Source organism: Nocardioides sp. NPDC057767 (assembly GCF_042798275.1).
Lineage (GTDB): Bacteria > Actinomycetota > Actinomycetes > Propionibacteriales > Nocardioidaceae > Nocardioides.
Genome location: NZ_JBHVKJ010000015.1, coordinates 81099 through 101474 on the forward strand (window position 1 = coordinate 81099; position 20376 = coordinate 101474).

Below are 20376 nucleotides of genomic sequence, written 5' to 3' on the forward strand. Positions count from 1 at the left end.
AGGGGAGCGATGCAAATTGGCGCGCCGGGCGACGGCGTGGTCCGAAGGCGGGCCTCAGGCGACGGTGCCGCGGGCGGCCCAGGCCGTGGCGGTCACCGTGATCGGGCCGTTCCCGAGCCGGCGCCGGGCGACCTCCTCGAGGGCCGTACGGCCGGCGTCGTCGAGGGACGCCACGTAGTCACCCGCCGGGCCGACGCCGAGGGTGTAGGGGTCCCACCAGTCCTCGAAGGTCGGGTGGGTGACGCGGATGACCAGGCCACTTGCCTCGACCTTGCGAAGGCCAAGCTTCTTGAACAGCTTCTCGAGGTCACCCAGCCGGGAGCCGGCGAGAAGGGCCTCGTCCTCGGCCTCTGGGTCGATCTCGTGCACGCACGCCCAGAACGGCGCGACGGCACCGGTGTCGCCGTCCCACACGCACGCGGCGACGGTGCCCCCGGGACGGGTGACCCGGATCATCTCCTTGATCCCCGCCTCCGGGTCGGTCATGAAGTGCACGACCAGCTGTGCCAGCGAGACGTCGAACCAGTTGTCGGCGAAGGGGAGCGCCTCGGCCACGCCGGTGTGCACGTCCACCCTGGCCAGCTGCCGTGCGACCGCCTCGATGAAAGGAGGCGAGGGGTCGACGGCGGCGACCAGGTGGGCCTCGGTGAGGGTCACGAGGACACGGGTGAGCGTGCCCGGCCCGCAGCCGACGTCGAGCACGCGCTGGCCCATGCTGACTCGGGCGAAGTCGGCGAAGTGCGGCGCAAGCGGTTCGGCGTAGCGCCCCATGAAGCGGGCATACCTCTCAGCGGCGACGTCGAAGCCCATGCTTCAGGCTAGGACCGCCGCTCGCCACGCCGACAGACCCAAGTTCGGTATCTCCTCTTGGTCAGTGCGTCGAGGGCGTCGTCGCGATCTCCGAGCGATTGTCGGACCACAGCGTGTGGAAGGTGCCGTCCTTGTCGATGCGCTTGTAGGTGTGCGCGCCGAAGAAGTCCCGCTGGCCCTGGATGAGCGCGGCCGGGAGCCGGTCGGCGGCGAGCGAGTCGAAGTAGGCCAGGGCCGAGGAGAACCCGGGAGCGGGTACGCCCGAGGCGGCCGCGATCCCGACGACGCGGCGCCACGCTTCCTCGCCGGACGCGACCGCGTCGGCGAAGTAGGGGTCGACCAGCAGCGTCTCCAGGTCGGGCGCGGTGGCGTAGGCGTCCACGATCCGGTTGAGGAACCGCGCCCGGATGATGCAGCCGGCCCGCCAGATCTTGGCGAGCGCGCCGAGATCGATGTCCCAGCCGTACTCCTTCGCACCGGCCACGATCAGGTCGAACCCCTGCGCGTAGGCGACCACCTTCGAGGCGTACAGAGCAGCGCGTACGTCGTCGACGAACGTGTCGGGCACCTCGGCGGGCTTGGGGCGGTTGGTCACCGAGGCCCGCATCGCGCCGCGCTGCGCCGGCTTGGAGGAGACCGCCCGGGCGAAGACCGCCTCGCCGATGCCCGAGACCGGGATGCCGAGGCCGAGGGCGTTCTGCACCGTCCAGACGCCGGTGCCCTTCGAGCCGGCCTCGTCGAGGATGACGTCCACGAGCGGGGTGCCGGTCTCGGCGTCCTTCTGCGCCAGCACCTCGGCGGTGATCTCGATCAGGTAGGACTCCAGGTCGCCCGAGTTCCACTCCCGGAAGACGTCGACCAGCTGCTCCACCGAGAGCCCGCCCACCCGCCGCAGGAGGTCGTAGGCCTCCGCGATCAGCTGCATGTCGGCGTACTCGATGCCGTTGTGGACCATCTTCACGAAGTGGCCGGCGCCGTCGGTGCCGACATGGGTCACGCACGGCTCGCCCTCCGCGACCGCGGCGATCGACTTCAGGATCGGGCCGAGCGTCTCCCAGGCCTCGGCCGAGCCGCCGGGCATGATCGAGGGGCCGTTGAGGGCACCCTCCTCGCCGCCGGAGATGCCGGTGCCGACGAAGTTCAGGCCGCGCTCGCGCAGCTCGCGCTCGCGGCGGATGGTGTCGTTGAAGTTGGCGTTGCCGCCGTCGACGATGATGTCGCCCGGCTCGAACCGCTCGGCCAGCTGCTCGATCACCGCATCCGTCCCGGCACCCGCCTGGACCATGATGATCGCCGTGCGCGGCTTGGCCAGCGTCGCCACGAAGTCGTCGATCGTCTCGGAGGCGATGAACCCGGCCTCGGGATGATCGGTGACGAGCTCCTCGGTGCGGGCGTAGGTGCGGTTGTAGACCGCCACCGTGTTGCCCTCGCGGGAGGCGAGGTTGCGGGCCAGGTTGGACCCCATCACGGCCAGGCCCACCACGCCGATGTTCGCGCGGCCACTGTCGTTGTTCGGCATCGTGCTCCTCGGTTGAGTCGGTGATGCCATTCAACTCCGCTCGTCAAGCAGCGACGCCGGGCGGCTCGGCGCGGAAGCGCGCCGGCCTGCCGTCGACGCCGAGCACCCGCCAGGACCACCGTGTCAGCGGCGTACGCAGCCCCAGGTTGTCGAAGAGCATCCGGACGTCGGCGAAGAGGTGGCGGCGGAACGCGGCGGCCTCGGGACCGGTGCCCCAGACCTCGCGTACGACCTCGTCCGGGAGGCCCATGAGCTCCCGGTCGGCGCGGGACGGGATGATGATCGCGTCGGAGCCCAGGCGCATCGCGAGCGGCGTGAGGATACCGAGGGCGAGGCGCGAGACCGGGTTGAGCGAGGGAGCGTGCTCCTCGAGCCAGGCGTGCGCGAAGCCGATGTGCCGCGCCTCCTCGGCGATGTGGATGGCCATGATCCGGTCCAGGAGCGGGTGGGTGCCGCCGCCGCGCATGGCCTCCTTCTGCACGTGGTCGATCGGCTCCTCGCCGGCCAGGATGATCGCGAAGAAGAGGGCCGGGTAGAGCGCGCCGAGATGACCCACGAGCGGGATGGACCGCATCAGCCAGCCGGGTGCGCCCACGACGTCGGGGCAGACCCGGTTGGTGAACTCCTGGAACATCTGGATGTGGTGGGTCTCCTCGGTGAGCTCGTGCATGAAGTAGCGGAACTCGGGGTCGCCGTTCTCGACGCCCATCAGGAACTGGGTGCCGCCGAGGAGCAGCAGCTGCTCGAACTGGGAGCCGGTCTTGACCATCGCGGTGAGCCGGTGCCGGCCGACCTCGATCTGCCGCGCCTTGGGCAGCGACTGGTACCACGGGTGCGCGCCGAGCAGGTCGAGCGTGGGCAGGATCCAGCGCTCGTCGTCCTCCTCGACGGCCATCTCCGGCGCGTCCCAGTCGACGTCCTTGAACGCGTTGAAGTACTTCTCGACCGACGCCTCCGACAACGTACGCAGCGTCTCGTCGTACTCCCGGCGGGCCACCGGCCTGGCCGGCGTGATCATCCGGACCGGAGTGCCGGCGACCGCACCCACGTAGCCACCGATCGAGCGAAGTGTCTGCACAACCATCCGAGCCTCCTTGCGACGTTGGTCTGTCAACCAATGTACATGGGATTTGCGTCCCGGGAACCCCGGATGGAGCGTGTTTCTCGATCAGCAGATCTCGGCGGCGAGCGCCTTCCGGACGCCGGCGACCAGATCCTCCGGTGTCCGGGCGGGGCGGTCGAAGGTGGTGCGCGCGCTGTGCGCGCCCCGCTCGTCGACCCACTGGAACTCGAACCCGTCGGCACAGAGCCCGGTGATCTGGGCAGCGAGGATGGTGTCGACCGGGATGTAGGAGCGGGTCGCCACCGCCTCACGGAGCTCGTTGCCGTGGTGGTTGTTGAGGTGGTCCTGGTTGCGGTGGAGCACGCCGTCGTTGAGGTCGAGGTCGCGGTCGGTGAAGGCGTCGAGGGGGACCGGGACCGCCTCACCGCTGGGCCGGACCAGCATGACGTTGGAGACGTCCATGACGACCTCCTCCCACTCCGTCTCGCAGCACGTGCAGGCATCCGTACGCAGCCACCGCAGCGTGCCGGTCAGCCGGACCGCCTCGCGGTTGCCGAGCGCGCCCTGGAGGACCAGCACGACGTGGCTGCCGCGACGGCCGGCGTACGCCATCCGCCGCTCGGGCGGGCACAGGAACGTCGGCCGCCCGCCGTCGTCGGCGAACCCCTGCATCTCGAGCTCCTCCATCGAGTAGGGGATGCCGTCGATCACCACGCTGCCCCCGCGAGGGCAGGACAGGATGCTGCGGGCAATGCGGGGAGTCGACTCCATGACACCTCCATGTTTAGGTAAGGCTTACCTAAACATGGATCGACTGGAGGGACAAGTGGTCCTCAGAATCCGATCGGCAGACCGGCGTAGTTCTCCGCGAGCCCGGCGGCTGCGTGCTCGCTGGAGGTCACCCAGCGCAGCTGGGACAGCTGGAGCTGGGTGTCGAAGGGGTCCGCGGCGGTGTGCAGCATCGTCGTCATCCACCAGGAGAAGTGGGTGCAGCGCCAGACGCGGCGCAGCGCGGTCTCGGAGTAGTCGTCGGCCAGGCGCGGGTCGCCCTTGAGCAGCGCGGTGAGCGCGGGGGCCAGCAGCGCGACGTCGGCGACGGCGAGGTTGAGACCCTTGGCGCCGGTCGGCGGGACGATGTGGGCGGCGTCGCCGGCAAGGAAGAGCCGGCCGTGGCGCATCGGCGTGGAGACGTGCGAGCGCATCGGCAGGACGCTGCGGTCGGTGATCTGGCCGGACTCCAGCGTCCAGCCGTTCTGGCCGTGGCCGAGCCGCGTGGCGAGCGCGTCCCAGATCCGGTCGTCGGACCAGGTCGCCGGGTCGGTGCCGTTCGGCACCTGGAGGTAGAACCGGGAGACGCTCTCTGAGCGCATCGAGTGCAGTGCGAAGCCGTCGGGGTGCCAGGCGTAGATCAGTTCGTCGGTCGAGGGCGCGACGTCGGCGAGGATGCCGAACCAGCTGTAGGGATAGGTGCGGTCCCAGCTCTCCCGGGCCGGGATCGCGCCGCGGCTGGGGCCGAAGGAGCCGTCGCAGCCGACGATCACGTCGGCTCGGATCCGCCGTGCGACCCCGTCGGCGTCGGTGAAGGTGACCGAGGGCTGGTCGGACTCGATGTCGTGCAGTGCGGTGTCGGCGACCTCGTAGTGGACGACCTGCCCGGCGGCCCTGCGGGCATCGATCAGGTCCTTCTGCACCTCGGTCTGGCCGTAGACGTAGACCGCCCGGCCGACCAGGTCGACGAAGTCGAGATGGTGGCGCTCTTCGGGCCACTGCAGGTAGATCCCGCGGTGCTCGTCGGCCTCGCGGGCCAGCCGGTCGCCGAGGCCGACCTCGGTGAGCAGGTCGACGCTCGACTGCTCCAGGATCCCGGCGCGGATCCGGGCCGCGACGTACTCCTCCGACCGGGTCTCCACCACGACCGAGTCGACCCCGTCGGCGGCGAGGAGATGGCTCAGCAGCATCCCTGCGGGGCCGGCGCCGACGATCACAACCTGCGTACGTTCTTCTGTCATGGGGCCGAGTCAACTCCGGTTCGGGTGATCGTCGCCACCGCTGCTTTCCGTCGAGTGGAAACCCGGAACGTCGACGGATTATCAACTGATGCGGACGTGCTCTTGTGTCCACGCCGGTGCATCCCTACCGTCGAGGCAACTCAACTGTGACCCCAGTCACAACCTATGAAGGAGCGCCCTGATGCCCGACGTCCTCGCCGACCGCGCCGCCCTCGAGTCCCAGATCGGCGACCAGACCATGGTCGACGTGCTTGCGAAGGTGGTCGCCGAGCGCGGCGCCGAGCCGGCCTTCTCCGACCGGCACACCGCCGACGGCACCGGCTGGCGCACCCTGACCTGGGGCGAGCTGCACCAGCGCGCCCGCGAGCTGGCCGCGGCCTACGTCAAGGCCGGTCTCCAGCCGGGCGAGTCGGTCGCGATCATGGCCGCCAACCGCATCGAGCACATCATCGCCGACCTGGCGGCCGTGCTCGCGGGAGGTGTGCCGATCAGCATCTACAACACCCTCGCGCCCGACCAGGTGGGCTACGTCGCCGAGCACGCGGACCCGCGGATCGTGGTGCTGGAGACCGACGACCACGTCGCCCGCTGGGCGCTCGGGCTGAAGCGGGAGGAGATCTCCCGTGTCGTCACCATCGACACCGCGGTGCCCGACGACCCGCGGGCGATCGGGTGGGACGACTTCGTGGCTTCGGGCGCGGAGGCCCTCGACGCGGTCGACGGGGTCGGGGAGGAGCTGGACGCGCGCAGTGCTGCGGTGACCCCCGACGACACCGTCACGATGCTCTACACCTCGGGCACCACCGGGCAGCCCAAGGGAGTGGTGCTCACCCACCGCAACATCGTCTTCGAGACCACCAGCTCGCTGTCGACCTCGGGGATCGAGGAGCCGGGGATCCTGGTCTCCTACCTGCCGTTCGCGCACATCGCCGAGCGGGTGCTCAGCCTCTACATCCCGCAGTTCAACGGCGGCCACGTCTACCTCATCCAGGACCCCACGCTGCTGCTCAGCACGCTGCAGGAGGTGCACCCGACCAGCTTCTTCGGCGTCCCGCGGGTGTGGGAGAAGATCCGCACCGGCGTGACCGCGCTGCTCGCCGCCGAGACCGACGACGCCAAGCGGGAGGCCGTGGAGAAGGCGATGGCGGTCGGCCTTGCCTACGTCGAGTCGCAGCAGACCGGGCAGACCACCTCGCCCGAGCTGCAGGCTCAGTTCGAGCAGGCGGACGCCGCGGTCCTCTCGACCATGCGTGCCCTGCTCGGGCTCGACAAGGTCGAGTGGGCGGCGAGCGCGGCCGCGCCGATGCCGCTCGAGGTCGCGAAGTTCTTCGCCGGGCTGGGGATCAAGGTCTACGACGTCTACGGGATGACCGAGACCACCGGTGCCGCGACCGCCAACGGGCCCGACGGCTTCCGGCTCGGCACGGTCGGCCGGGCTCATCCCGGGATCGAGGTGCGCATCGCGGAGGACGGCGAGATCCTGTTCCGCGGTCCCATCACGACCCCTGGCTACGTACGCCGGCCGGAGGCGACCGCAGCGCTCCTCGACGACGACGGCTGGCTGCACACCGGCGACATCGGCTCGCTCGACGAGGACGGCTTCCTCAGCGTCGTCGACCGCAAGAAGGAGATGATCATCAACTCCGCGGGGAAGAACATCGCCCCGTCCAACATCGAGAACCTCCTCAAGGAGAGCCCGCTGGTCGGCCACGCGATGGTGGTCGGTGACGGCCGTTCGTACGTCGTCGCCGTGCTCACCCTCGACGGGGAGATCGCTCCCGTGGTCGCCCAGAAGCTCGGCGTCGAGGCCGGCTCGCTCGCCGAGCTGGCTCAGCACCCGGTCATCCGCGGCGCGGTGGGTCAGGCGGTCGAGGCGGCCAACGCCCGGCTGTCGCGGCCCGAGCAGGTCAAGGCCTTCGAGCTGCTCGGCGAGGAGTGGACCGCCGAGTCCGAGGAGCTCACCCCGACCCTGAAGCTCAAGCGGCGCGTGGTGAGCAAGAAGTACGCCGACATCATCGACGGGCTCTACGCCGCCGAGCAGTAAGAGGTCGGCGTCCGGATCCTGACGCCGACCTCTCGTCCTCAGGACCCGCCCGGTAACGTCGAGATCGACTTGTTCGGGCGGGTCAGGAGGTCTGCAATGCGTTGCTTCATCGTCGTCAAGGAGCGTAGCGACGCCGAGAGGTGGGACTGGGTTCTGGCCGGTCCGGGGCTGCGCGAGGCGGGATCGCTGGGGGCACGCGGGACGGAGGACGCGATCATCGCGGCGGTCGGGGCTGCGTACGACTCCCTCATCCGGCTCGCTCCGGTGCAGATCGTGGTCGCGCTGCCGTCCAACTCGCGGTTCTGGATGCTGACCGACGAGATCGCGGACGCCTATCCAGGGGTCAGCGTGGTGCCGTTCGTCGAGGACGACGCGGACATCCGTGCCGAGGCCGTGGAGGCGCTGGCGGTCCACCGGGCCGGCCCGCTGCCGCCGCTGGTGGTCGCGACCGACGGCTCGGCGCATCGTGGGTTCATCGGATGGGGATGGCTCGCCGGCGACGGTCAGCACGGCTTCGGGCGGCAGGTGCCCAACGCCCGGATCCGGGACCCGCACTCCCTGGTGGTCCTGGCCGAGCTGCAGGCGATCGCGGAGGCGGTGCGGGCGCTGCCGCGGCGCACGCTGACCATCAGGACCGACTCGCGCGTCGCGCTCGCGCTGATCGAGGACTGGCTGCGTGGCGAGGTGTCGATGCCGAAGGGCTACGAGACCGAGCACCGCGCCGAGCTCGCCGGCCTGACCCGGATGCACGACGAGCTGTGTCGCGAGTCTGAGCGGCTCTCCTTCGAGTGGGTACGCGGCCATGTCGGCGAGGCGCTCAACGAGGGCGCCGACTCGCTGGCGAAGCTGGCCCGGCGCTTCGCCGAGGGCACCTGGGGGCTGACCGCCGACGAGATCCCCGGCAGGGCGCAGGCGATCGCGGAGACCTTCGCCGCACCGTTGGCCTCGGGGTCTGCCTCAGCCGGGTAGGTTCGGCCGGTGTGAATTCTCCGACGGTCACCATCGCCCCGGACGAGCCCGCGCAGATCCGCGCGCGGCTCGATGCGCTGGGCCTGGACGGCATCTTCGACGTACACACCCACTTCCTGCCACAGCGGATGCTCGACAAGGTGTGGGCCTACTTCGACTCGGCCGGGCCGCTGACCGGCCGGGCGTGGCCGATCGCCTACCGGCACTCCGAGGAAGAGCGGCTCCGCGTGCTGCGGGACCTCGGCGTACGTCGCTTCTCGGCGCTCACCTATCCGCACAAGCCGGGAATGGCGGCGTGGCTGAACGAGTGGGCCGCGGAGTTCGCGGCGGACAAGCCGGACTGCCTGCAGTCGGCGACGTTCTACCCGGAGCCAGGCGCCGGGGACTACGTGCGGGAGGCGGTCGAGGCGGGCGCGCAGATCTTCAAGGCGCACGTCCAGGTCGGTGACTACGACCCCAACTCGCCGCTCCTGGACCCGGTCTGGGAGGTGCTGTCGGAGTCGCGTACGCCGCTGGTGATCCACTCCGGACACGGGCCCGCTCCGGGGCGGTTCACCGGGCCGGCCGGGATGGAGGCGCTGCTCGGCCGCTATCCCGACCTGGTGCTGATCATCGCTCACATGGGGCTGCCGGACTACACGCGGTTCCTCGACCTCGCGGAGAAGTACGACGGGGTGCACCTGGACACGACGATGGCCTTCACCGCCTTCACCGAGGCGACCACGCCGTTCCCGGGCTCGGAGCTGTCGCGGCTGGGGGCGTTGGGGGAGCGGGTGCTGTTCGGGAGCGACTTCCCGAACATCCCCTACCCCTACCTCGAGGCGGTCGACGGGGTGCTCGGCCTCGGGCTCGGGGACGAGTGGGCGCGCGGGGTGCTCCACGAGAACGCAGCCAGGCTCTTCGGGCTGTCCTCGGGCCGCTGAGCCGGCTCGGTCTCCTCGTGGCTGCCGGTGAGGAGCTGGACGATGTCGGGGACGCCGAGTGCGAGCCGGTTGAACCGGGGCGACTCGGCGGCGACGACCAGGTGCTTGGCGAGCTCGATCTCGTCGCGGGCCCACGGGATCAGCCCGGCGCGGTCCAGGTTGGCGGAGTTGGCGGCGCCGTGGCCGGAGATCGAGCGGTAGGTGATCACCGGGGTGCCCGAGGCCAGGGCCTCGAGCGAGGTGAAGCCGCCGGCGTTCTGGACGACGCAGTCGCTGGTCGCCATCAGGGCGCGTACGTCGGTGCGCCAGCCGAGCGCCACCACACCGGGGATCCGCTCCAGGCGGCGCTTGAGGCAGGGGTCGGTCGCGCAGAGGACGATCGGGGTCATGTCGCTGTGCTCGAGGATGTCGAGGGCGGTCTGCTCGAGCGCGCCGGCGCCCAGCGAGCCACCGGTGACCAGCGCCCGCGGGCCCGTCAGGTGGAGGTCGGCCAGGGGGTCGGGGAAGACCTGCCCCGGGACGTACGCCGCCCCCGGTGGGACGAGCGGCTGGACCACCGCCGCGTTGCCGCCGAGCATGCGCGCCTCGCGGGCGGCGACCTCGTGGATGGCGAGGTTGAGGTCGATGCCGGGGTTGATCCACAGCGCCGGGACCGCGGCGTCGGTGAGGTAGGTGACGGCGGGGACGTCGAGCTGCCCGGTGGAGCGCAGATGTCCGATGACCTGGGAGCTGAACGGGTGGGTGGAGATGACCAGGTCCGCGCCGCGCACGGCCTCGGTGATCTTGCGCGTGGAGAGCCGGAGGAAGCGGTTGAAGGGCTTGTGGAGCGGGCGCCCCGGCATGACCAGGCTCATCGTGGTGCCCCAGGAGTCGGGGCTGACCTGGAGCTGCATCTTGTAGCCGACCTTCAGGCTCCGCCCGAGCCGCCAGGGCATCAGGTCGACGAAGTCGAAGATCTCGACGTCGCATCCGGCCTCTCCGAGTGCTCGTGAGATCTCCCGGGAGGCCGAGTTGTGGCCGGCGCCGTAGCTCGCCGAGATGATCGCCACGCGAGGTGTCGCGCCTGGCCCGATTTGGAGGAGGGGCCTGGGCCGCTCCGAGTCGATGGACATGCGCCGGATTCTGTACTCATGGTGTGACGTCGTGGTGAACGGGGGCATCCCGGCGCGTCACTCTTCACCATCGGTTCGCCTCCCCGAACCTGCGGGCGTTCTAAGGTTCATCCTGTGATCACGGCCCGAGAACTGCGCACGCGTGCGCGGTCGGCGGTGGTCGAGCTGGGCGGAGGCCCCTCGGCGGTGGCCGCGGTGATGCGCCGGGTCGTGGCGGCTTTCGCGGAGGCGCGGGGCATGGTGCTCACCGACGCGGCTCTGGACGAGGCGGCGCTGCTGTCGGCTGTCGCGGACGGTTCGATGCCGGATCATCTGCTGTCGAACCATCTGTTCCCGGACGGGATGGTAGCGGATGATCTGGTCCTGGAGGAGATCGGCTACGTCTACGAGGCGCTGCTCGAGGACTCCTCCCGGCGCGACAACGGCGCCCACTACACCCCGCCCGAGCTCGCCGACGAGGTCGTCGCGCACACCCTGGCGCCGATCGCGGCCCCCGACACGACCGTGGTCGACATCGCCTCCGGGACCGGCGTCTTCCTCCTCGCCTCTGCCCGCTACCTGGCGGAGGCGTGCCAGGTGCCGATGGCCGAGGTCGTCGGCCGGTGCCTCTACGGTGCCGACATCGACCCGGTCGCGGTAGACATCGCCAAGCTGTCGCTCTGGCTCCTCTGCGAAGACCCCTCGCTGCCGTTGACCTTCCTCGACGACCGGATCCTGTGCGGCAACTCGCTGGTCGGGCTCGTCGACGCCGAAGGGCTGCCGGCCGGCCTCGCCGACCCGCTGGCCCACGCCGACGCGATGGTCGCGGTCGCGCTGCCACTGGGCGGCCGCCCGGGAAAGCGGCTGGAGGAGGCGTACGCAGCGCTGGGCCGCGCCCGGCGCCTGCCCGTTCCCGTGGTCCGTCCGATCCACTGGGCGCTGGTCGCGCCCGAGGTGATGGCGCGCGGCGGCTTCGACGCGGTGGTCGGCAACCCGCCCTACCTCGGGGTCAAGCGAGTCCGCGACGCGATCGGCCAGCAGCTGCGTGACTATCTCGCGCACACGCTCGCCGCCGGTACGACGAGGCGGGCCGACTACGTCATCTACTTCCTGCTCCGGGCCGCTGCGCTCAGCCGAGGCGAGATCGGGCTGATCACGACTGACTCGATCAGCGAGGGTGACACCGCGCGGTTCGGGCTCGGCGCGCTCCTCGACCGCGGCTGGCAGGTCGCCCGGGCGGAGCGGTCGGCCCCGTGGCCGACGGCAGGCGTGCGGTTCGCGAAGATCTGGCTCACCACCCGGCCGCTCGACAGCGCGTGGCTCGACGGCCGCTCGGTCCCCGCGATCACGGGAACGCTCGAGGACGGTTTCTCGCTCCCGGAGCCGGCGCGGCTGGACCTCGACGTCCCGTTGCCGCACGGCTACCAGGGCACGATCGTGCTCGGGCGCTCGCTCGTGCTGACCCCGTCCGACGCGCAGAAGCTCGGCGGCGGCCCCCTCGGTCACACCGTGCGGCCGTATCTGAGCGGCGAGGACCTGGTCACTCCGTGCGGCTCGACCGCCTCCCGCTTCGTGCTCGACCTGGGCAAGCTCGGCCTCGAGGAGCTCGCCGAGGACCGCGCGCTCGCACGCCTGGTGCGGTCCAAGGTGCGGGCCGAGCGCCGCCGCCAGTTCGTGAAGTACCCCCAGCTGAAGGAGCGCTGGTGGGGCTTCCTCAGCCCGGTCGACGAGCTCTACCGCGACGCCGCCGGGCTCTCGCACGTCATCGCGTTCAGCAAGCACAGCAAGCACCTGTGGCCCGTGCTGGTCGGTGCCGACCATGTGTTCTCCAACGGTCTGGTCGTCTACCCGACGCAGGATGCGGCTGCGTACGCCTTCCTGGCCTCCGACCTCCATCGCGTCTGGGCGATGCGCGCCGGCGGCACCATGCTCAACACCGCCTACCGCTACAACCCCTCGCGCCTGCGCGCCACTTACCCGTTCCCGGTCGATCTCGCGCCGCTCGGACCTGCCGGCGAGGCGCTCCTGGCAGCCCTGGACCGGGTCGGCGCCGAGCGCCGGCTCGGCATCACCGGCGTACTCAACCTCGTCGGCGACCCCGGCGCCCACGACCCCGCCACCATCGACCTCCGGCAGGCCATCACCGACGTCAACCACGCCACCGCCCGCCTGCACGGCATCGACGAGTCCCTGGCCACCCCCGACCTGACCCCGTCCGGCTTCGGCCTCACCCCGATCCGCCAGCGAGCCCTCATGGCCGAGCTCGTCGCCCAGAACCTAGCCCTCGCGGAATCTGCAGAAATGGCGGCCGAGAAGTGAGTCCTGGTGGCCGAGAACGTAGAAGTGGGCGACGAAACCAGAGTTTCGTCGCCCACAAGTGCGGACTCGGCCACCACAACTGCAGTCTCGGCAGGGTCAGACGGGGGTCGCCGGCCCGCCCTCGACAGGAGCGGTGAAGTCGACGGTGCGCTTGGCGTTGGCGAGCGCGGTGACGGTGGCGGTGCCGATGGTGCCCTCGCGGTCGAAGACCTCTGCGGTGCCTACGGAGATGCCTTCGTGGGCGACGTGGTCGATGGTGGCGAGGCCGACCTCCATGCCGGCGGGGCGGCGGGCGAGTGCGAGGGAGATGTCGGTGTTGATCCACTCGACGCCGTTGCTGCCCCAGTTGGTGACCATCGAGGTGGCGTCGGCGATGGAGGCCACGGTCTGGAACGGGGTCATCGGCTCGCCGGCCACGGTGGGGACCGCGACCTGCCAGGTGACGTGGCGCCCGGCGTTCTGGTGCTTGCCGAAGTCGTCGGACCAGGGGTTGTCGGAGACGAAGAAAGGTACGTGGGGCTCGGAGGTGGGCGGCGCCACCGACAGCGGCGGGGGAGTGGCGCGCTCGGTGGCCGACCAGACCTCCCCGGCCGGGTTCTCGCCGGCGAGCAGGTAGGTGCAGGTCGCCCGCGCGACGACCTGTTCCGAGCCGTCCCCGGCAGGCTGGACCATCTCGGCGTCGAGCAGCGCGATGCGGGGGCCGTTGCGTACGACGCTCGTCCGGATCCTCGTCAAGACCATCCGCGGCGGCCGGAACAGGTCGACGTGATAGCGCGCCGGCACCAGCTCGGAGGCGCGGCCGAGGTCCTCGATCTGGTCCTCGAGGCCGCGGGCGATCAGGCCGCTGGCGGCCACGCCGTGCATGTGGTCGTCGGCCCACATGCTGCGAGCCATCAGCGTAGGCTCGAAGCCGTCATCGGTGCGCCGGAAGAATGCGAGATCCATGGGGACATTCTAGAACGTGTCCTAACTTCGGATTCAGTTGCGAAAACCAGCAAATAGTAACGGTTCCGTCATTACAAGCGGTCTAAAACCACGTACCATCGCACCCAAAGCAGCCCCGATCGAAGAGGACGACGATGAGCACCACGCCTCCCTACCAGGTGACCGACCCTGCCACGGGTGAAGTGATCGAGACCTTCCCGTTCGCCACCGACACCGAGGTGGAGGAGGCGCTGGCGCGGTCCCAGGAGGCGTACGCAGCCTGGCGCTCGACCCCGATCGAGGAGCGTTCCGCGATCGTGAAGCGCGCGGCCGACCTCTTCACCGAGCGCGCCGCGGAGCTCGGTGCGATCATCCGGACCGAGATGGGCAAGAAGACCTCCTCGGGGGCGGGTGAGGCCGAGTTCTCGGGCGAGATCACCGCCTACTACGCCGACCACGGCCCCGAGCTGCTCGCCGAGACCGACCTGCCCGGCCACGAGGGCAAGGCGGTCATCCAGCGCCTCCCGCTCGGCCCGGTGCTCGGTGTGATGCCGTGGAACTACCCCTACTACCAGGTCGCCCGCTTCGCTGCGCCCAACCTGGTTGCCGGCAACACCGTCATCCTCAAGCATGCCGAGAACTGCCCGCGCTCCTCGGCCGCGATCGCCAAGATCTTCGCGGACGCCGGCCTGCCGGAGGGCGTCTACCAGAACCTCTACGCCACCCATGAGCAGATCGCCACGATGATCGCCGACCCGCGAGTGCGCGCCGTGTCGCTGACCGGCTCCGAGCGCGCCGGCACCGCGGTCGCGGAGGCCGCCGGCCGCAACCTGAAGAAGGTCGTCCTCGAGCTGGGCGGCTCCGACCCCTACATCATCCTCGACTCCGACGACATCGACGAGGCCGCCGAGACCGCCTGGGCCACCCGGATGGAGAACGTCGGTCAGGTCTGCAACGGCAACAAGCGGATGATCGTGAACGAGGGCGTCTACGACGACTTCGTCGCGGCCCTCACCAAGCGCGCCGCCGCGATGAAGCCGCTCGAGGGCGAGGACGGCGACGACACGGTCTACTCCCCGCTGGTGGCCCGCAAGGCCGCCGAGGCGCTGCGCGCGCAGATCCAGGATGCCGTCGACAAGGGCGCCACGCTGCACGCCGGCGGCGAGATCTCCGACGGCCCCGACGCCTTCTTCGCCCCCGCGGTCCTCACCGGCGTCACACCGGAGATGCGCGCCTACACCGAGGAGCTCTTCGGCCCGGTCGCCGTCGTCTACAAGGTGAGCACGGACGAGGAGGCCGTCGAGCTGGCCAACGCGGTCGAGTACGGCCTCGGCGGAGCCGTCTTCTCCACCGACGAGGCCCGCGCGATCGCCGTCGCCCAGCAGCTCGACGTCGGCATGGCCAACGTCAACACCCCGGCCGGCGAGGGCGCCGACGTGCCCTTCGGCGGCACCAAGCGCTCCGGCTTCGGCCGCGAGCTCGGCCCGCTGGGGATCGACGAGTTCCTCAACAAGCGCCTGTTCTACGTCGAGCGCTGAGCGGACCCGATCGGTCACCTCGGATTCTGAGAGAATCCTGGGCGTGGCTGAGAAGGTGACCTTCAAGAGTACGTCCGGACCCATGCTGGCCGGTCTCATCGACCTGCCCGAGGGTGAGGTGCGTGGCTGGGGAGTGTTCAGCCACGGCTTCACTCTCGGGAAGGACTCTCCGGCCGCCGCGCGGATCTGCAAGCAGCTGGCCGCCGAGGGGATCGGGATGCTCCGCTTCGACAACCTCGGGCTGGGTGACTCCGAGGGTGACTGGGGCGACGGCTCCTTCACCCACAAGGTCGCCGACACCGTCGAGGCCACCCGCTTCATGGCCGAGCGCGGCACCCCTGCCGAGCTGCTCGTCGGCCACTCCTTCGGCGGCGCCGCGGTCCTTGCCGCGGCCAACGAGTCGGTCGGGGTCGACGCGGTGGCCACCGTCGGCGCCCCGTTCCAGCCGGCCCACGTCGAGCACAACTACGACGCCGTGCTCTCCCGGGTGATGGAGGACGGCGAGTCGCCGTGGATGGCAGGCGGCAAGTCGCTGACCCTGCGCAAGGCCTTCGTCCATGACGTACGCCGCGCCGACCTGCGCCACAAGATCATGCAGCTCAAGAAGCCGCTCCTGGTCATGCACAGCCCCACCGACACCACGGTCGGCATCGAGAACGCCTCCGACATCTTCAACACCGCCCGCCACCCGCGCTCCTTCGTGGCGCTCGAGGGCTCCGACCACCTCCTCACGAAGCGGGGCCAGGCCCAGCGTGCGGCCCGGATCATCTCGGCCTGGGTGGACCAGTACCTGAACGACTGAGTCGTAACGCCGGACCGGGCCCTGCCTCGGATAGGTTCTGCTCATCAGGAGGCGACACCGTCGTCGAGCGACGCGGAGGGCAGATGAGCAAGAAGCCGAAGTTCCCGGTCAAGGAGCTGATCAAGGCCGGTCCGGCGGCACCGCAGGTGCTGGTCGGGCACATGGTGGCCACCCAGGGCCCGGAGATCGCCACGAAGGTGGCCGCGGACCGCGAGGAGCCCGGCTTCGACCCCGAGGCGTACGTCGACGAGCTGATCAGGAAGCACCGCCGGCTCGCCCGCCTGCAGGGTGCCGGCGGCGGCGCGATGATCGCGGTCGCCGAGGTGCCGGCACTCATCGGTGGCCCTGCCGCGGTCGTCGCGGCGGCCGGAACCGCCATCCTCGGAGACCTGGTCGCGCTGGCGTGGATCGAGCAGCGCATGGTGATGCACATCGCCGCCGCGTACGGGCACGACCTGAAGGATCCCGCCCGGATCGACGAGTTCCTCAGGTTGGCCGGAGTGGATCTGCTCTTCGACGGCGGCGGCACCGCGGCGGGGGCCGCGGGCAGCCGGTTCGGCGTCCGCGCCGCCACTCAGTGGGCGACGAGGAAGACCGTCCAGGCCACCCGGTCGATGGCGCAGCTCGTCGGTGCGCGGGTGGCCCGGCGTGTCGTCCTGCGCGGCATCCCGGTGCTCAACATCCCGATCGGCGTGGTGCTCTCGGACACCGCCACCAAGCGGCTCGGTCGGCGCGCACGCGAGTTCTACCGGGCGCGTCCGCGGCCTGCCTGACACGCATGTTTGATCAATTGACAGAAAACACCGAACGAGACTTCCACTAACCGGTGTGGGTGGGGTTACACTCGCTGCAAGCGCCCGGCTCGTGGACGTTCGTCGTGGGGACCGAACGAGTCACTGCCCGGTCGATGAGGCGCCGATCTCGCGTATCCGCTGTTTGTACGCGGTCGTCAGTCGTCAGCCATCGACCTGCGCGAGCCCTGGGAGGGCGACCGGCCGATGAGGGTCGGCATTTGGACATGCCACTCACCCGTGCGTGGCCCAAGGAGGATTCAGTTGGCTCAGGGAGCCGCTACCCGGCGCAACAACCGGTCCGGCCGTTCGCGTAGCAACGGCAATGCCGGCAGGTCCGGGCAGAACGGTCGCCGCAAGGGCGTCCACAAGGACAACGAGGGCATCATCCCGGTGCTCGCCCAGGTCGTCCGCGAGGTCGAGTCGGCCGTGCAGCGCCGATCGGCGATGCCCGACGTACGCACCAAGTTCCAGGTCGTCGCGCTGCTCGCCCGAGACGAGCGCCACCGTGTGCTCGAGGACGAGACCCTCAACGACGGGCGCCGGGCCGAGCAGCTCAAGCGTCTGGACGGGATCGCCACGATCCTGGCCAAGACCGCGACCATGGACTCGCGCCTGTTCGAGCTCCTCGCCGAGGACGCCGAGATCTCCGAGGCCGCGCTCGACCTCAAGCACGAGCTGATGGCCCGCGGTGGCGTCGACGTGCCCGAGGACGAGGAGGAGGACGAGGACGAGACCCCCGCCGTCGCCGTCCCCGACAAGCGCGTGGTGCCGACGAGTGTCATCCAGCGCCAGCTCTCCAACCCGTTCCTGGCGCCCGACTTCACCAACGCCCGCCCGCCGGTGCACGCTCGCCGGCTCTCCGGCTGGGAGCTGCTCGGGCCGCTGTTCCGCAGCTTCGAGTACGCCGACTCCGGCCCCTCCTGCATGCCGCTGCCCGAGCCGCCCGCCTACGGGCCCGGCCACGTCGAGGCGCCCGGCACCCGCGAGCTCATGCACCACCAGGCGCAGCTGGTCGCCTCCGCGGCCGAGGGACACCGCTCCTACCTGCTGGCCGACGAGCCCGGTCTCGGCAAGACCGCCCAGGCGCTGCTCGCCGCCGAGGCGGCCAACGCCTACCCGCTGCTGGTCGTCGTGCCCAACGTCGTCAAGGCCAACTGGGCCCGCGAGGTCAGCCTCTGGACGCCGTCCAAGAAGGCGACCGTCGTGCACGGCAACGGCGAGGACATCGACGGCTTCGCCGACATCATCGTGGTCAACTACGAGATCCTCGACCGCCACGTCGGCTGGCTCGGTGAGTTCGGCTTCAAGGGCATGGTCGTCGACGAGGCCCACTTCATCAAGAACAAGTCCTCCCAGCGCTCCCAGCACGTGCTGGCCCTCTCGGAGAAGATCCGGCAGCGTACGGCCAACCCGCTGCTGATGGCCCTGACCGGCACCCCGCTGATCAACGACATCGAGGACTTCCGGGCGATCTGGCAGTTCCTGGGCTGGATCGACGACGTCAAGCCGCTCAACGGGCTGCTCGAGGGGCTCGAGGAGACCGGGCTGACGCCGCAGGACAACAGCTTCTACGGCGCAGCCCGCCGTGTGGTCGTCAACCAGGGCATCGTGCGCCGGCGCAAGATCGACGTCGCCAGCGACATCCCGGCGCGTCGCGTGGCCGACCTCCCGGTCGAGCTCGACGACGCCGAGGGCCGCTCGATCCGGGCGGCCGAGGCCGAGCTGGCCAAGCGGATGATGCAGCGTTACGACACCGCGATCGAGACCCGGGTGACGGGCGCCAAGCCGGCTCCGGGCGAGCTCGACCTCGAGCTGATCCGTCGGGTCGCCACCTGGGAGCGCGAGGACCAGGACGCCTCCACCGGCGAGAACGTCTTCGGCATGATGCGCCGCATCGGTCGCGCCAAGGCGTCGCTGGCCGCCGACTACGCCGCCCAGCTGGCGCGCAACGTCGGCAAGGTCGTCTTCTTCGCCAAGCACATCGAGGTCATGGACACCGCGCAGAAGCTCTTCGAGGAGCGCGGCATCCGCTACTCCACGATCCGCGGCGACCAGACCTCGAAGGCGCGCGAGAAGGCCATCGACGAGTTCATGAACGACCCCGAGGTCGAGGTCATCGTCTGCTCGCTCACCGCCGCCGGCGTCGGCGTCAACCTGCAGGCCGCCTCCAACCTGGTCCTGGCCGAGCTCTCCTGGACCGACGCCGAGCAGACCCAGGCCATCGACCGGGTCCACCGCATCGGCCAGACCGAGCCGGTCACCGCCTGGCGCATCATCGCGAGCCAGACCATCGACACCCGGATCGCCGAGCTGATCGACTCCAAGGCCGGCCTGGCGGCTCGCGCCCTGGACGGCTCCGACGAGGAGATCACCGACTCCGCCGACGTGCAGCTCGAGGCCCTGGTCTCGCTGCTCACCGACGCGCTTCGCAAGCGTGAGTCGGGTCGCCGGGGTCGCCGCGCGGCCTGACCGGGTTCCCGGGCTCGATCCAGGCCCCATCTCAGGGAGAATCCTGAGGTGGGGCCTGGGTGCTGCGGCGTACGCTTGCTCACATGTTCTGGATCATTCTCCTCGTCATCGCGGCGGCTGTTGGTGGCTACGTGTTCCGGGTGCCGATCGTCGCCAAGCTGACCGGGCAGCCACGCAGCCGCATCGAGCGGCACATCGGACCGAAGACCAAGCGCCTTCCCTGACCTGACCAGCCCTGACCCGAGGGAATCCCTGGCAGGGGACGTACGTTGAGACGTACGTGCCCGCCGATCCGGCGCGCACGAGACTCCAGACCGGAAGTGAGAGCCCCATGCCCACCGTCGAGCTCGGCGCAGAGAACTTCGAGAGCACCGTCACCGACAACGAGATCGTTCTCGTCGACTTCTGGGCGTCCTGGTGCGGCCCGTGCCGCCAGTTCAGCCCGATCTACGACGCCGCCTCCGAGCAGCACCCGGAGATCGTCTTCGGCAAGGTCGACACCGAGGCCGAGCAGGCGCTCGCCGGTGCCGCCAACATCACCTCCATCCCGACGCTGATGGCCTTCAAGAAGGGCAACCTCGTCTTCTCGCAGCCCGGTGCGCTGCCCGCGCCTGCGCTGAAGCAGGTCATCGACGCGGTCGTCGACCTCGACATCGACAAGGCGCTGGCCGAGCAGTCGGCGAAGGAGTCCGGCGAGTAAGACTCGTCGCGGCTCCGGGGAAGACATCAGGTTTGATAGCGCTGTGACCGAACCCGACAGCGCAGCCCACGATGAGCTCCTGCGCCTGCGTGGCAGCATCGACAACCTCGACGCCGCCCTCGTCCACCTTCTCGCCGAGCGCTTCAAGTGCACCGAGCAGGTCGGCCGGCTGAAGGCGCGCGCGGGATTCCCGCCGGCCGACCCCAACCGCGAGGCGATCCAGATCGAGCGCCTCCGCCGCCTCTCCGACGATGCCGGGCTCGACCCCGAGTTCGCCGAGAAGATCCTCAACGTGATCATCGCCGAGGTGATCCGCAACCACCGCCAGTTCGTCGAGGACTGAGGACGTCTGTCGGGTAGTCCGGTAGCGAACTGCCCATATACCCGCCGGTAATAGGCCTG

Annotated in this window: 18 protein-coding genes; 11 read left to right on the forward strand and 7 right to left on the reverse strand. The window is 70.1% G+C overall.

Going from position 1 to position 20376, the window contains the following annotated elements; genetic code table 11:
- Window positions 1-54: 54 nt before the first annotated feature.
- The 5 genes from ACFVDI_RS10230 to ACFVDI_RS10250 form a co-directional block, all read right to left on the reverse strand.
- On the reverse strand, window positions 55-810 hold the full coding sequence (locus ACFVDI_RS10230; RefSeq protein ID WP_378903824.1) for a class I SAM-dependent methyltransferase: 756 nt from the start codon (window positions 808-810) through the stop codon (window positions 55-57).
- A 61-nt stretch (window positions 811-871) separates the two neighbouring features.
- Window positions 872-2329 carry an NADP-dependent phosphogluconate dehydrogenase gene (gene gndA, locus ACFVDI_RS10235; protein WP_378903827.1) on the reverse strand — a complete coding sequence of 486 codons (1458 nt, stop codon included), beginning with the start codon at window positions 2327-2329 and terminating at the stop codon, window positions 872-874.
- Window positions 2330-2372: 43 nt separating this feature from the next.
- Complete coding sequence (locus ACFVDI_RS10240; RefSeq protein WP_378903830.1) at window positions 2373-3413, reverse strand: diiron oxygenase; 1041 nt, start codon at window positions 3411-3413, stop codon at window positions 2373-2375.
- An 84-nt stretch (window positions 3414-3497) separates the two neighbouring features.
- Window positions 3498-4163, reverse strand: coding sequence for a DUF2470 domain-containing protein (locus ACFVDI_RS10245; RefSeq protein WP_378903833.1), 666 nt, complete (start codon window positions 4161-4163; stop codon window positions 3498-3500).
- 62 nt (window positions 4164-4225) lie between these two features.
- Entirely contained in the window at window positions 4226-5401 is a 1176-nt protein-coding gene (locus tag ACFVDI_RS10250) for a 4-hydroxybenzoate 3-monooxygenase (RefSeq protein WP_378903836.1), read from the reverse strand.
- Between the two features lie 181 nt (window positions 5402-5582).
- Here ACFVDI_RS10250 and ACFVDI_RS10255 point away from each other — a divergent pair, with 181 nt between their 5' ends.
- The 3 genes from ACFVDI_RS10255 to ACFVDI_RS10265 all read left to right on the forward strand — a co-directional run bounded on the left by ACFVDI_RS10255 (window position 5583) and on the right by ACFVDI_RS10265 (window position 9337).
- Window positions 5583-7445 carry an AMP-dependent synthetase/ligase gene (locus tag ACFVDI_RS10255; protein WP_378903838.1) on the forward strand — a complete coding sequence of 621 codons (1863 nt, stop codon included), beginning with the start codon at window positions 5583-5585 and terminating at the stop codon, window positions 7443-7445.
- A gap of 96 nt (window positions 7446-7541) precedes the next feature.
- Complete coding sequence (locus ACFVDI_RS10260; RefSeq protein ID WP_378903841.1) at window positions 7542-8414, forward strand: ribonuclease HI; 873 nt, start codon at window positions 7542-7544, stop codon at window positions 8412-8414.
- 11 nt (window positions 8415-8425) lie between these two features.
- Window positions 8426-9337, forward strand: coding sequence for an amidohydrolase family protein (locus tag ACFVDI_RS10265; protein ID WP_378903844.1), 912 nt, complete (start codon window positions 8426-8428; stop codon window positions 9335-9337).
- Here ACFVDI_RS10265 and ACFVDI_RS10270 read toward each other — a convergent pair.
- Entirely contained in the window at window positions 9226-10386 is a 1161-nt protein-coding gene (locus ACFVDI_RS10270; RefSeq protein ID WP_378903847.1) for a galactosyldiacylglycerol synthase, read from the reverse strand. The genes ACFVDI_RS10265 and ACFVDI_RS10270 overlap by 112 nt on opposite strands.
- 177 nt (window positions 10387-10563) lie before the next feature.
- On the opposite strand from ACFVDI_RS10270, the gene ACFVDI_RS10275 reads away from it, so the two are divergent.
- On the forward strand, window positions 10564-12747 hold the full coding sequence (locus ACFVDI_RS10275; protein ID WP_378903850.1) for an Eco57I restriction-modification methylase domain-containing protein: 2184 nt from the start codon (window positions 10564-10566) through the stop codon (window positions 12745-12747).
- Window positions 12748-12843: 96 nt separating this feature from the next.
- On the opposite strand, the gene ACFVDI_RS10280 is transcribed toward ACFVDI_RS10275, so the two are convergent.
- Window positions 12844-13692: an acyl-CoA thioesterase domain-containing protein gene (locus ACFVDI_RS10280; RefSeq protein WP_378903853.1), complete on the reverse strand. Its 849-nt coding sequence runs from the start codon at window positions 13690-13692 to the stop codon at window positions 12844-12846.
- A gap of 134 nt (window positions 13693-13826) precedes the next feature.
- On the opposite strand from ACFVDI_RS10280, the gene ACFVDI_RS10285 reads away from it, so the two are divergent.
- The 7 genes from ACFVDI_RS10285 to ACFVDI_RS10315 all read left to right on the forward strand — a co-directional run bounded on the left by ACFVDI_RS10285 (window position 13827) and on the right by ACFVDI_RS10315 (window position 20317).
- Window positions 13827-15209, forward strand: coding sequence for an NAD-dependent succinate-semialdehyde dehydrogenase (locus tag ACFVDI_RS10285; protein WP_378903856.1), 1383 nt, complete (start codon window positions 13827-13829; stop codon window positions 15207-15209).
- Between the two features lie 43 nt (window positions 15210-15252).
- The gene (locus tag ACFVDI_RS10290; RefSeq protein WP_378903859.1) at window positions 15253-16011 is read left to right on the forward strand and encodes an alpha/beta hydrolase family protein; all 759 of its coding nucleotides are present in this window, start codon (window positions 15253-15255) and stop codon (window positions 16009-16011) included.
- 83 nt (window positions 16012-16094) lie between these two features.
- Entirely contained in the window at window positions 16095-16784 is a 690-nt protein-coding gene (locus ACFVDI_RS10295) for a hypothetical protein (RefSeq protein WP_378903862.1), read from the forward strand.
- Between the two features lie 282 nt (window positions 16785-17066).
- Complete coding sequence (locus ACFVDI_RS10300) at window positions 17067-19274, forward strand: DEAD/DEAH box helicase (protein WP_378903865.1); 2208 nt, start codon at window positions 17067-17069, stop codon at window positions 19272-19274.
- Between the two features lie 83 nt (window positions 19275-19357).
- Entirely contained in the window at window positions 19358-19498 is a 141-nt protein-coding gene (locus ACFVDI_RS10305; protein WP_328529202.1) for a hypothetical protein, read from the forward strand.
- A gap of 107 nt (window positions 19499-19605) precedes the next feature.
- The gene (trxA, locus tag ACFVDI_RS10310) at window positions 19606-19974 is read left to right on the forward strand and encodes a thioredoxin (protein WP_378903868.1); all 369 of its coding nucleotides are present in this window, start codon (window positions 19606-19608) and stop codon (window positions 19972-19974) included.
- Between the two features lie 43 nt (window positions 19975-20017).
- Entirely contained in the window at window positions 20018-20317 is a 300-nt protein-coding gene (locus tag ACFVDI_RS10315; RefSeq protein WP_378903871.1) for a chorismate mutase, read from the forward strand.
- The last annotated feature ends 59 nt before the right edge of the window (window positions 20318-20376 follow it).

Excerpts from the sequence above, each read along its gene's own strand:
- trxA (WP_378903868.1), top strand. The coding sequence starts at position 19,606 with ATGCCCACCGTCGAGCTCGGCGCAGAGAACTTCGAGAGCACCGTCACC.
- ACFVDI_RS10285 (WP_378903856.1), top strand. The coding sequence starts at position 13,827 with ATGAGCACCACGCCTCCCTACCAGGTGACCGACCCTGCCACGGGTGAA.
- ACFVDI_RS10255 (WP_378903838.1), top strand. The coding sequence starts at position 5,583 with ATGCCCGACGTCCTCGCCGACCGCGCCGCCCTCGAGTCCCAGATCGGC.
- ACFVDI_RS10260 (WP_378903841.1), top strand. The coding sequence starts at position 7,542 with ATGCGTTGCTTCATCGTCGTCAAGGAGCGTAGCGACGCCGAGAGGTGG.
- ACFVDI_RS10305 (WP_328529202.1), top strand. The coding sequence starts at position 19,358 with ATGTTCTGGATCATTCTCCTCGTCATCGCGGCGGCTGTTGGTGGCTAC.
- ACFVDI_RS10280 (WP_378903853.1), bottom strand. The coding sequence starts at position 13,692 with ATGGATCTCGCATTCTTCCGGCGCACCGATGACGGCTTCGAGCCTACG.
- ACFVDI_RS10230 (WP_378903824.1), bottom strand. The coding sequence starts at position 810 with ATGGGCTTCGACGTCGCCGCTGAGAGGTATGCCCGCTTCATGGGGCGC.
- ACFVDI_RS10245 (WP_378903833.1), bottom strand. The coding sequence starts at position 4,163 with ATGGAGTCGACTCCCCGCATTGCCCGCAGCATCCTGTCCTGCCCTCGC.
- ACFVDI_RS10250 (WP_378903836.1), bottom strand. The coding sequence starts at position 5,401 with ATGACAGAAGAACGTACGCAGGTTGTGATCGTCGGCGCCGGCCCCGCA.
- ACFVDI_RS10240 (WP_378903830.1), bottom strand. The coding sequence starts at position 3,413 with ATGGTTGTGCAGACACTTCGCTCGATCGGTGGCTACGTGGGTGCGGTC.
- ACFVDI_RS10295 (WP_378903862.1), top strand. The coding sequence starts at position 16,095 with ATGAGCAAGAAGCCGAAGTTCCCGGTCAAGGAGCTGATCAAGGCCGGT.
- gndA (WP_378903827.1), bottom strand. The coding sequence starts at position 2,329 with ATGCCGAACAACGACAGTGGCCGCGCGAACATCGGCGTGGTGGGCCTG.